This is a genomic window from Elizabethkingia sp. YR214, from assembly GCF_003058195.1.
In the GTDB taxonomy this organism is placed as follows: domain Bacteria; phylum Bacteroidota; class Bacteroidia; order Flavobacteriales; family Weeksellaceae; genus Elizabethkingia.
In genome coordinates this window covers 147,755-159,697 of record NZ_QBUH01000006.1, presented here as the reverse complement: position 1 = coordinate 159,697, position 11,943 = coordinate 147,755, and the positions used below count along the sequence as shown (strand labels likewise).

13 protein-coding genes are annotated in these 11,943 nt (G+C 33.7%); 9 read left to right on the top strand and 4 right to left on the bottom strand.

Annotated features, from left to right (window positions below; all coding sequences use genetic code 11):
- Window positions 1–28: 28 nt before the first annotated feature.
- From C8J95_RS13585 to C8J95_RS13575, 3 genes are all read right to left on the bottom strand, one after another.
- Window positions 29–1,117: an efflux RND transporter periplasmic adaptor subunit gene (locus tag C8J95_RS13585; RefSeq protein WP_107809156.1), complete on the bottom strand. Its 1,089-nt coding sequence runs from the start codon at window positions 1,115–1,117 to the stop codon at window positions 29–31.
- Window positions 1,118–1,175: 58 nt separating this feature from the next.
- The gene (locus tag C8J95_RS13580) at window positions 1,176–1,505 is read right to left on the bottom strand and encodes a hypothetical protein (protein ID WP_107809157.1); all 330 of its coding nucleotides are present in this window, start codon (window positions 1,503–1,505) and stop codon (window positions 1,176–1,178) included.
- Window positions 1,506–1,783: 278 nt separating this feature from the next.
- Window positions 1,784–2,560: a DeoR/GlpR family DNA-binding transcription regulator gene (locus tag C8J95_RS13575; RefSeq protein WP_107809158.1), complete on the bottom strand. Its 777-nt coding sequence runs from the start codon at window positions 2,558–2,560 to the stop codon at window positions 1,784–1,786.
- A gap of 189 nt (window positions 2,561–2,749) precedes the next feature.
- Between C8J95_RS13575 and C8J95_RS18700 the strand changes: the two genes are divergently transcribed.
- From C8J95_RS18700 to C8J95_RS13535, 9 genes are all read left to right on the top strand, one after another.
- Window positions 2,750–2,920, top strand: a complete 171-nt coding sequence (locus tag C8J95_RS18700) for a hypothetical protein (protein ID WP_158267946.1) — start codon at window positions 2,750–2,752, stop codon at window positions 2,918–2,920.
- A 143-nt stretch (window positions 2,921–3,063) separates the two neighbouring features.
- Window positions 3,064–5,265: a peptidase domain-containing ABC transporter gene (locus C8J95_RS13570; protein WP_107809159.1), complete on the top strand. Its 2,202-nt coding sequence runs from the start codon at window positions 3,064–3,066 to the stop codon at window positions 5,263–5,265.
- Between the two features lie 489 nt (window positions 5,266–5,754).
- Window positions 5,755–5,958, top strand: coding sequence for a hypothetical protein (locus tag C8J95_RS13560; RefSeq protein ID WP_107809161.1), 204 nt, complete (start codon window positions 5,755–5,757; stop codon window positions 5,956–5,958).
- 35 nt (window positions 5,959–5,993) lie between these two features.
- Window positions 5,994–6,197, top strand: a complete 204-nt coding sequence (locus C8J95_RS13555; RefSeq protein WP_078720749.1) for a hypothetical protein — start codon at window positions 5,994–5,996, stop codon at window positions 6,195–6,197.
- Between the two features lie 78 nt (window positions 6,198–6,275).
- Complete coding sequence (locus tag C8J95_RS18695) at window positions 6,276–6,452, top strand: hypothetical protein (RefSeq protein WP_158267947.1); 177 nt, start codon at window positions 6,276–6,278, stop codon at window positions 6,450–6,452.
- A 43-nt stretch (window positions 6,453–6,495) separates the two neighbouring features.
- Window positions 6,496–6,678, top strand: a complete 183-nt coding sequence (locus tag C8J95_RS13550; RefSeq protein WP_107809162.1) for a hypothetical protein — start codon at window positions 6,496–6,498, stop codon at window positions 6,676–6,678.
- A gap of 93 nt (window positions 6,679–6,771) precedes the next feature.
- Complete coding sequence (locus C8J95_RS13545; protein WP_107809163.1) at window positions 6,772–8,076, top strand: HlyD family secretion protein; 1,305 nt, start codon at window positions 6,772–6,774, stop codon at window positions 8,074–8,076.
- A 62-nt stretch (window positions 8,077–8,138) separates the two neighbouring features.
- Entirely contained in the window at window positions 8,139–9,653 is a 1,515-nt protein-coding gene (locus C8J95_RS13540) for a vitamin K epoxide reductase family protein (RefSeq protein ID WP_107809164.1), read from the top strand.
- A gap of 373 nt (window positions 9,654–10,026) precedes the next feature.
- Window positions 10,027–11,559 (top strand): M20/M25/M40 family metallo-hydrolase, encoded by a 1,533-nt coding sequence (locus C8J95_RS13535; protein WP_107809165.1) that lies wholly within the window; start codon window positions 10,027–10,029, stop codon window positions 11,557–11,559.
- A gap of 176 nt (window positions 11,560–11,735) precedes the next feature.
- Here the strand turns inward: C8J95_RS13535 and C8J95_RS13530 are convergent, their stop codons facing one another.
- Entirely contained in the window at window positions 11,736–11,930 is a 195-nt protein-coding gene (locus C8J95_RS13530; protein WP_107809166.1) for a hypothetical protein, read from the bottom strand.
- Window positions 11,931–11,943: the final 13 nt, after the last annotated feature.

Below are 11,943 nucleotides of genomic sequence, written 5' to 3'. Positions count from 1 at the left end.
AGTTGATTTTACAGATTATGAAAGGATGTTAATAAGTCTTTTTTATACTGATAGATTCACCATCTCTTAAAGACTGTGTGCCTTCATAAACGATAATATCACCGGATTTTAGTCCGCTGTCCACAATATAAGAATCTCTGAGGGTTGATCCGATACTTATATGTCTCATTTTGACTTTATTCTGAGAATCAACTACAAAAACATAGGTTTTGTCCTGAATAGAAAATGTAGACTTCTGCGGAATAAGTATAGCATCCGGTTGGTTTTCCGAAATAATAAGCTTTCCGGAAGTACCATGTTTGATGAGGTGGTCAGGATTCGGGAAAGATACTTTGTATCTGATAGATCCTGTAGCCTTGTCAATTTCACCTTCCGCAGTTCTTAATGTTCCGTTGTACTGGTATTTAATTCCGTTAGGAAGCATTAATTCAATTTTTTGGTGAGCGCCAATTTTATCATTAGCCAGCATCTCAAAATACTTGTTTTCAGGAATAGAAAAATAAGCATAGATTTCGTTCAGCTGAGATAATGTTGTTAGAAGGGACCCGTTTTCCACCAAACTTCCTTCTTTGTATGGTATAACATCTATAACGCCGTCAAAAGGCGCAACAATATTGGTGAAACTTATTTTTTGTAAAACAGTTTTACGCTCAGCATCTGCATATGCGCGTTTTGCTTTTGCGGAAGATAGCTTTGCTTTTACCATTTCCAGCTCGTTCCCTGCAACAAACTTTTTATCGTAAAGACTCTGAATTTGTTTAACCTCTACTTCGGCAATACGAACATCTGCTTCTGCCTGCTTCAGGCTGGCATTAGATTTTAAAAGTTCCATTTGTAATTCAGCATCGTTAATCTTGAAAAGTCGCTGACCTTGCTTTACAAACTGACCTTCATTAACCGAAATATATTGCATAATTCCTGCAATTCTGGAATGAATTTCTACATTCTTTTTTGCCTGAATATCGGTTACAAATTGGTTGCTTACTAAGGTGTCTTTTTTGGTGATTTTTAATACGGGTACATTTTTTACTTCTTTGTTGCCTGTGTCTTTGGCTTTACTACATGAAGCAATAAGTAATACTGTAACAATACAGATTATTACATGTTTTAAATACATTGTTAAATATTTTAGTTGAAAAGTGAATTTTATAAATTTGATTATAAGTCACTTACCGCTAAAATAACTGGAGTAAATGTAAAAAGGATTTGACTGAACATTTGATGTGGATCGGAAGATCCGTAACATAAACCTTTTTACCAACTTTAGAAGGAGTTAAAAGGCTGTAAAAATAAGAGTCGTCGTAGAATACTTTTTTCAGAACATGGATTGTTCTGCCTGATACCAGTATACTATTATCCGTATCCTCACCAACATCAATGGTGTGAACAACAATACTGTCGTATGTATGCGAAATATTCTTAGTAGTGGAATTAGTCCAGTCATCACTAAAAATACTTACAAGAGACAGAAAAAATAATAAGATGTATGAATTTATATTTTTCATTTAAATTCACTCTGTCGTATAACTACTAGTTTTCGGCACAAAAATAGGGAGTTTATTTTAAATATCAGAATAAGAAAAAAAAAGCATATTGAATGTACTTTCAATTATCCTGTTTTTATAGTATGCGGACGAGGTTTTATAGCGGTGTAATTATTTTATTGAAATATATCATGTCCATTTCTGGGCTGTTATTCAAATGTAATAAGAAGCCATAATGATGGAAACCCCAAAAATATTTTTCATCAGGACTGGATAAACTTTCCTATGAAGAATTGGGCTTAGACAAATGTAAGACTTGGAACTGCATTTTTGTAAGACTGCAGCCTCTCATCACCAGAATCAGCTTCTGTGATAACATAATTTACTTGGGATAGATCTACAATTTTCATTTTTAATACAGTATTTAATTTTTCAGTTATTGTAAGAATAGCTACTTTTTGAGACGCTTTTATCATCATTTTTTTTACCTGAACAGTATCCCAGTCCGAATCCGAAATACCTCCTTCTATATCTAGTGCATTGGTGCCCAGAATCAATAAATCTGCTTTTATACTTCCCAATGTGTGATAAGCATCTCCACTAACACACATCTGGCTGTAAGGGGAGATAGCGCCGCCTATCATAATTGTTTTAATATTGGGTTTGTCCAGTAATTCGCTAGCTGAGATTACAGAAGCAGTGAATATTGTAAGTTGTAAATCATTCGGAATTAAACGAATAAATTCTCGAACTGTAGCGCCTCCATCAATTAACAAGACCATACCATCGTGTAATAATCCAAGCGTTTTTTGAGCAATAATCTGTTGAGCCTCGCCGGAATAGATTTGAGTGGTAGCAGAAGAGTGATGGTATGCTTTTGCCATAGCTCCACCTTTTATTTTTATAATTAACGATTCTGCCTCTAGTTCATTGATGTCTCTTCTGATGGTATCCTCAGAAACAAAAAGTTGATTAGATAGTGTATCAAAACTTACACGTGTATGCAGATTAATCTCTTTTAAAATATGAGCTTTTCTTTCTTCTTTAGTGTAACTGTCTAAGTGATTACTATCCATGTTTTTTTATTACATACAAATTTAAGTAATTCAGAGTTGCTGAAAAACACCGATATAGAATTTTAGCCGACATTATTAATATATAAGAGCATTATTATATTTCCCTTTTTGGTGTTATTTTGTAAAAATACTTGCGCATGTCGTTTGAAAAAATCATATTTGTATACCAACCAAATAAAATATTATATAATGAAAAAGTTGAAAAAATCAGAGCTGAGATCTATTAATGGAGGTCGTCAGCAATGTGGAGGAGAACTACCTCGTTGCCCTGGTGAATCATGTTGTAACGGATCTTTCTGTATTCCTTTGGATTCTATTCCTAAGTATGGGTATTGTAATGCAGAACCTGTATTTAATTAATACATTCATATATTATAATTAAGCTTAATATTATATATAATAGTAGGTTTAATATATAATATGGCTTTTAGAAGCACCAAACTGTTATATAAAAGAGTGTCTAATACACTCTTTTTTCTATATTTTGTGAAAAATTATTAGTATTGAAAAAATTTCCATTCTATAAGCAGCCTGATGCCAAGGACTGTGGTCCTACATGTTTGCGGATTGTAAGTAAATATTACGGAAAAAGCATACCATTACAACAAATACGTGGTCTTTCTGAAACCACACGTGAAGGAAGTAGTCTATTAGGGCTAAGTGATGCTGCAGAAAATCTCGGATACCGCACACTAGGTGTACAGATTAATTTTGAGGACCTAGCGTCCGAAGTTCCGTTGCCTTGTGTTGTTCACTGGAACAAAAACCACTTTGTAGTGGTTTATAAAATTGAAAAAAAGAAAAACGATTATACAGTATATGTTTCTGATCCAAGTTATGGACTAATTACCTACACACGGGAAGAGTTTATTAAATTCTGGATCGGAGAAAATGCAGATGAGAAAACAGAAGAGGGTATTGCTCTTATTCTGGAGACTACTCCTGCTTTTTATCAGACCGAATGGGATGATACAGAAAGTAAAGCCAGTTTTAAATTTCTTTCAAAATACTTATTGAAGTATAAAAATCTGATTTTGCAGCTGGCAGTTGGGCTTTTGGCAGGGAGTTTACTTTCTCTTATTTTCCCGTTCCTTACACAGAGTATTGTCGATGTCGGAATTCAGAATCATGATATTAATTTTATTTATCTGGTTTTATTAGCCCAGATAATGCTTTTCGTTGGAAGAATGGGAATAGAAGTTATCCGCAGCTGGATCTTGCTTCACCTCTCTACCAGGATTAATATTTCTATTATTTCCGATTTCTTTATCAAATTGATGAAGCTGCCAATTAGTTTCTTTGATACAAGGATGACCGGAGATATCATGCAACGGATAAATGACCACCATCGTATTGAACAGCTGTTGACCAACTCTTCTCTCAATACCCTATTTTCATTGGTCAATCTTATTATATTTAGTATTGTACTATTATTTTATGATTACCGTTTATTCCTGATTTATCTTTTAGGAGCTGTTCTTTATATTGGTTGGATTACTTTCTTCCTGAAAAAAAGGAAAGAGCTTGATTATAAAAGATTTTCACAGATCTCACAGGAGCAAAGTAAGGTAATAGAGCTTGTTAACGGAATGCAGGAAATTAAAATGCACAATGCCGAGAAGCAAAAGCGTTGGGGATGGGAGTTTCTGCAGGTAAAGTTATTCAAGCTTCGTATCAAGTCGCTTTCATTGGAGCAATGGCAATCTGTAGGAGGTAATTTCATCAATCAGATGAAAGATATTCTTGTTAGCTTTTTATCTGCAAAACTAGTATTGGATGGTAATTTAACTCTGGGGATGATGCTTTCTGTACAGTATATCATCGGACAGTTAAACGGGCCGTTGATGCAGCTTATTGATTTTATTCGTCAGACTCAGGATGCGAAAATATCATTAGAACGTTTGGGCGAAATTCATGATAAAGAAGATGAAGAGAATGCAGAAGAACAATATGCGAGCGAGATACCCCAACAGGATATTGAAGTTAGAGATCTTTCTTTCCGTTATGTAGGTTCAGACGCTTATGTTTTCGAACATCTCAATCTGAGTATTCCTTATCAGAAGACAACTGCAATTGTTGGAGCCAGTGGAAGCGGAAAGACAACATTGCTAAAATTGTTGATGAAATTTTATGAACCACAGGAAGGCGAGCTCAGAATAGGTAATACTCCACTAAAGAATGTTTCACCACGTTTCTGGAGGGATCATTGTGGTGTTGTTATGCAGGAAGGTTATGTGTTCAATGATACTATAGCTAATAATATTGCTGTAGGTGAAGATTATATTGATAAGCAAAAACTTCGGAAAGCAGTTGATATTGCTAATATTAAAGAATTTATTGAAGGACTTCCGCTAAGTTATAATACTAAAATAGGAAATGAGGGGATTGGTGTAAGTGGTGGACAAAAGCAGCGATTGTTTATTGCCCGTGCAGTTTATAAATCTCCGGAATATATCTTTTTTGATGAGGCTACCAGTGCCCTTGATGCTAACAATGAGAAGGTTATTATGGAAAATCTGGAACAGTTTTTTAAAGGAAAAACAGCTATTGTTATTGCTCACAGATTATCAACTGTAAAGCATGCGGATAAGATTATTGTATTGGATAAAGGTAAAGTGGTAGAAGAAGGTAGCCATTCCGAATTAGTTGCATTAAAGGGGGAATATTACCGATTAGTGAAAAACCAATTAGAGCTTGGTAATTAAGAATTATTGATAAATATTTTTTCAACATAGTGTGAAAAATCTTATATTAGATTTACTAATCAATAAAATATTTATTATGAAAAAATTAATTAGAAATCAACTGAAAGAAGTTCAAGGAGGAAAAGGAATTTGCAGACCAAGCGCAGGGTTTAACTGTGAAGACGGTTTTACTTGTTGTGCAAGATTTCAGGGATATAGCGGATTGTGTTACGCTATAGGTAGTGAACCTGCTGAATGTTGGCTTCCATAGTTAATTTTCGGATTGAAATATTTGAAAGGCCTATTTGAATTAGGCTTTTCAATTTTACTGGGTGCAATTATATAAGCATGTCGAAGAAGTACTTGGATTATTAGAATTTATCTTTTTAAGATTATTATATAATTAAGGAATTATTGATTAGTACTATAAATAATGAAATATTGATAAATATTTTTTCAACATAGTGTGAAAAATCTTATATTAGATTTACTAATCAATAAATATTTATTATGAAAAAACTAGAAAGAAAAGAGTTGAAAAGTTTCTCTGGAAGCGGTTTTAAAGTATGTAACAATCATCTTGTCCCGGGGGATCAGCTTCCGGAAGAAGGAGGTTACTATGACTGCCCTTGTAATACCCAGGTATTTTGTAGAAATATGGGAGCTTGTATAACAGTTTCAGCAAATGGTATTCCTGATTTTTGTGAAATCTAAGTCTACTAAATTTAACCAAATTAAATATATTCAATATGAAAAAACTTGAAAGAAAAGAATTAAAAAAGCTTGTTGGAAATGGCTTTGATGATGCATGCCAAGATCATTTAGTTCCACCATTAGAGCTTCCTGAGCCAGGCGGTTTTTATAATTGTCCATGTAAAGATGAAGTTTTTTGCAGAAATATGGCAGCTTGTATTAATTCCAGAAATGGTATTCCTGATTTTTGTGAGCTTTAATTAATTATTCCAGATTTATATTATAAAAAGCTAGAAAGAAAAAATCTTAAATATTAAAAATCACCAAATTAAAACATTATGAAAAAATTAGTAAGAAATCAATTAAAGGTTGTTACAGGAGGAATTGGATGTAATCCCAGTGCTGGTCTTGACTGTCCACGAAATACTGTATGTTGTGCTTTAGAATGGAATAGCCCATCAGGTGTATGTAGAAAATCTGAAAATGATGGTCCATGTTGGGCTCCTAACCCTTAAAAATAAAATATAAGCCAAATAAAACAACCAAATTATTTTTATTATGAAAAAGATCGAAAGAAAAGTACTTAAAGAAATCGTAGGCGGTGGAGAACCTCTACCAGAAGGATGGGGAATCTGTATTGTAAAAGGTGAACATATTCCAACACCTTGTAATGAGTTCTGTCCTGACAAACTGAAAACTCAGCCTATCTGTATGGCTCCTGTACCGGGAAATCTTTCCTAGTATTCATTAGCAGAATATTAATAAAGAATAAGTAAAAGTATTCAATCTAAATAATTATGAATCCTTTTCAAAAAGGATTCATAATTTTATTATATGGAAGTAAAGAGAGATATTTTAGACGAAATAGAATTGCGTTCTGAAGGCGTGCAGGACATACTAACACGTCCGCCACACTGGATGATTCGCTGGGGAAATACCCTTATTTTTATTATTTTGTTACTCATATTATTGATGAGTTACATCATTAAATACCCCGAATTTGTGCCATCTCAGGTTGTGATTTCTACGCAGAATCCACCAGAGAAATTAGAATCAAGAATCAATAGTAAAATAGAAGCTCTTTTTGTAAAAGATCATCAGGCGGTTACCAAAGGGCAACAGTTATTAATTCTTCAGTCTACAGCCCGCTATCAGGATGTATTAAAACTTCGGGATATAGTAGGTGCTTTAGACAATAGACAGCTAGATAATTTTCCTTTGGGAGAAACTTCCGGATTCAAACTGGGAGAAGTTCAGGGGGATTATAATGCTTTTGCTAAAGCCCTTACAGAAGAGCAACTTTATACACGTCTTCAACCATATGCTCCGGATAATATAGCTGCAGAGCAAAGCCTTTCTGAATCCAGAAACAGGATCCAGACATTGCAACAGCAGAAAAGGCTGGAGCAAGCTAAGTATGAGTTGTCTAAAAAAGAATTTGAAAGATCACAGCAATTATATAACCAGGGAGTAATTTCTGCATCAGAATTAGATCAGGAGAGAATTAAGCTCTTGCAGGCTGGTCAAAGTGTGGAAAATGTTAATATGTCAATTTCACAGCTACAGGAAGGGATTTCCGGAATACAAAAGACCAGAAGTGGAGTTTCTATTAATGCACAAAAAGATAAAGTTAACTTTTCTTCTCAAACAATACAATTGTTTGAACAGCTGAGAAAATCACTTAACAGCTGGGAGCAGAACTATTTATTTACTTCATCTGCGGACGGAACAGTTAGCTTTCAGCAATATTTGGGAGAGCATCAGTTTGTAAAATCCGGGGAAATACTTATTACAGTGATGCCTAAAGAAAGAGAAACCCTGATAGGCAGGCTAACAATCCCTTCAACTAATTCCGGAAAAGTTAAGCCGGGACAAAAAGTTTTAATAAAATTAGATAATTATCAGTTCCAGGAATTCGGAATTGTGGAGGGCCGTGTGCGGAATATGTCCTCAGTGCCGGACAAAGATGGAAAATATTACGTTGATGTAAGTCTTCCTAAAGGACTTATAACCTCTTATAACAAAAAACTATCTTTTGATAAAGAACTAAAAGGAAATGCAGAGATTGTAACACAAGATCTCAGACTGATAGAACGTTTCTTCTATCAATTCAGAAAGTTATTAGGCTACCAGAGTTAAATAACATACAACACCAGAAAAACACCAAAAAAATATAAATTAAAAATCACAACAGTATTGATATGAATTTTGATCAACTAATACACCAGTTAAAACTCGATAAAGAAGAATTTTATTTTCAGTTTAATTCGCATCCCGATTATCCATCGGCTCTAGCCTTGAGTGATACACTGGATTTTTTCAGAATAGAGAATGATGCTTACGAAATAGAAGAAGATATATGGGGAGAACTTCCAGATAAGTATGTAGCTATAGTAAAGCAGAATGAACAGAGTAAATTTACATTGGTACATCGCACAAAAGATGGTTATGATTTGTTTTCGGATAAAAAGTACCATTATTCTGAAAAAGAATTTCTAGAAAATGTTGGTAATTTTGTATTGATCATGAATGATCAACATCAGGAAAAATCAGACAAAATAGAAAAAAAGAATATATTCTATTTACTTATTGGTTTGTTTCTGTTAATCAGCTTACCATTTAATACATTATGGAGCAGTGCTTTTAATGTTCTAAGCGTTATAGGTATTATGCTGTCTTATGAGCTATTCTTTCAGGACCTGGGACAGACTTCAGCCATTATTAGTAATATTTGTGGCGGCGGGGCAGGTCAGGGGCCCGATAATCGTTCTTCCTGTGATAAAGTGATTGGTTCGGGCACTTTTAGCTTATTTGGATTAAAACTACAGGATTATAGTTTCATCTATTTTCTAAGCTTGTTTTTCATAGGTATATTTATTCCTTTTTCCGGTACTGTTTTATTTGTACTTAGTACAATATCCTTACTTGTAGTTGCATATTCTCTGTATATGCAGTCTGTAGTACTGAAAGCTTTTTGTAAAGTATGTCTTTTTATAGCTGCAATTCTTATAGGGCAATTTGTATTGAGTCTTCTGAAATTGAATAGCGGATATCATATCTACCCATTTTTGATCTCATTGGTACTTATGGGAGGCATTTTTGGACTTATTTACTATTTTAAAAATTTGAATTTAAAATATGATGAGCTCAAGAAGAATCATATGAAGAATATAAGATTCAAAAGAAATTTCCAGTTATTCAAACGAGAATTAGAGGCAGAAGAGCCAATTAATTTTGATAATCCTAAAGAGTTATTCTTTGTTGGTAATCCGGCTGGAAAGCTTCATATGGCAATAATTTCCAATCCTTACTGTGGTTTTTGTAAAGGAGGACATGAAATTATCCAGAAGTTATTGGATAAGTCTGAAGACATTTCAGTACAAATAAGATTTAACTATCGGGATTTCCGTGCTGATGAGAATTTTAAAAAGCTCTTGTCCAAACTTTATGAAATATATTTAAAAGATCAGAAAAAATTTTTAGAGGCATTGCACTTTTGGTTTGAAAAAAGAGATCATGATGTATTCTTCAAAACTTATGGAGAAGCAGAAATTAATCAGCCATTCCTTCATGCATTGGAAATTCAAACATTGGAAAACGATAAACATTCATTGAATTTCACGCCAATATTTATTGTTAATAAGTATAAATATCCAAGTGTATATGAGCGCGAAGACATTTACTATTTTATTGATGACTTAATGGAAGAACAATAGTTTCTATTTTACATAGTAAACAATAATAATTAACAACCAATTAAATAAATATTATTATGAAAAAGTTAACAAGAAAACAAAAGAGTGCTATTGCCGGCGGACGGGCTTGCGGAAATGAGGATTTTTATTGCCCTGGAAATTCTTATTGCTGCTTAAGCAGTATGCGTTGTATGACTTCAAGTCAGATTTGTAAAGATTAAATCTGTTATGAATATTTAATATTCTCAGATATGAGGGGAGCTATTCGGCTCCCTTTTTTTGTTGACTTTTTAATAATTATTCCCACTCTATGACAGGAATAATTATTTATTTTTCTTAAATTGACAAAAATCAATTTTGAATATTCCATAGATAGTAATAAAATTAAAATAATATGAAAAAAATTATTTTAGGCATTATAACAGTACTTGTCCTTCTGGTTATAATTGTATTGGTAAAAACTTATACTTATCCTTTTAAGAAAGTAGATGTAAATACCAAAACCGCAGTAAATATCCCACAGAATGATTCGGCGATATTGCGATTTTCCGGAGGCTTAAAGATTCCGACTATTTCTACTGGAGAATTAGGTGACTTTGATTATACAAGTTTTGACCTGTTTAAAAAATATTTAAAAGAAAATTATCCTCTTATCTATGAACATACAGAATACCAAGAAGTAAATGGTTACGGATTGATATTTAAGTTAAAAGGCAGTAATTCTGGTTTACAACCTATTCTGTTTCTTTCCCATATGGATGTGGTTCCGCCAGGAGATGCAGATGTTAAAAATAAAGAAGAAAATATCTTTAGACCCCAGGATAAACCCGCACCTTCTCCAAAAGAAGTTGCAGAGGACTGGGATTATGCACCTTTTTCGGGAGCTGTAGCAAACGGACGTATTTATGGAAGAGGCGCGTTGGACATGAAAGGAATGTTATTCTCTTTAATGGAGTCTTTGACCACACTTATTAAAGAAAAGCACGTGCCACAACGGGATATTTATCTTGCCTTTGGATTTGATGAAGAAGTAGGCGGAAGAAAAGGAGCCGTAAAGATTGCAGAATATTTTAAATCAAAAGGATTGGAGTTTGATGCTGTTTACGATGAAGGAGGAATTATCGTAGAAAAAGGAAGTATATCCGGAATCAATTCAGATGTGGCATTAATAGGATGTGCCGAGAAAGGCTTTCTTTCTGCCAGAATAAAAGTAAAAGGATTGGGAGGACACTCTTCTATGCCACCTATGGAAAGTGCGATTGGAAAAGCTGCTGTTATTATGCAGCGATTGGAAGATGATCAGATGAAACCAATGATTACCCCATTGATACAAGAATTTTTTGATAATGTTGGTGGAGCAATGCCTTTTACCAATCGTATGGCTATTGCCAATCGTTGGTTACTAAATCCTGTTCTGTTGTCTCAGCTTACTAAGAATAATTCTACTAATGCATTGGTGCGTACGACCACTGCGCTTACGATGATGAAGGGAAGTGATGGTACTAATGTGCTTTCCCCGGAGGTAGAATTTGTAGTGAATTTCAGATTGCTTCCCGGAAATACAGTAAAAGATGTTAAAGATCATATTGCCAAGGCTACCAAAGGATTTGATGTGGAAGTAGAGGAAGTAGATAACACAAGAGAAGCATCAGCAGTATCTTCTACAAAAACTAAAGCTTATAAAGTTATAGAGTCAGGGATTAAAGAACTGTATCCGGAAGCTTTAGTTTCTCCTTATCTTACAGTGGGGGGTACAGATGCTTATAAATACCAGATTGTTAGTAAGAATATTTACAGATTTATCCCGTTTAAAATTAATCATGCTGAGCAACAAAGTATTCATAGTACCAATGAATATATAAGTATAGAAAATTATATGCGGATGATTCACTATTTTGAATATGTGATGAAAAATTATGATAAATAATAATTCATTCTAAATATGGAATATGAGAACCTCTATACCAGAGGTTCTTTTTTATTTTTTAAATACATTAGGGGAATTGGAAACGAAAAGGAGATAAAAACTTTATCTCCTTGTAAAAACTATTTTTGTGATATAAGTTTGCCTTTAGGCAAACCTGAAAATCTATATAAGATTTATTAATCGTTTACACATTTGGGCTTACAATCATCACTTGGATTTACTTCAGGATCACAATAAGCTACACTTTCTTCCATGTGCATATATTTAGGACATCTTGGGCCACTGCCTCCTCCTCCAAGTTCTACCATACCGGGCTGGCCTCCCAGAACAGATTTAAGCTCGTTTCTTGTGATCTTTTTCAGATTTTTCATATTAAATATTTAT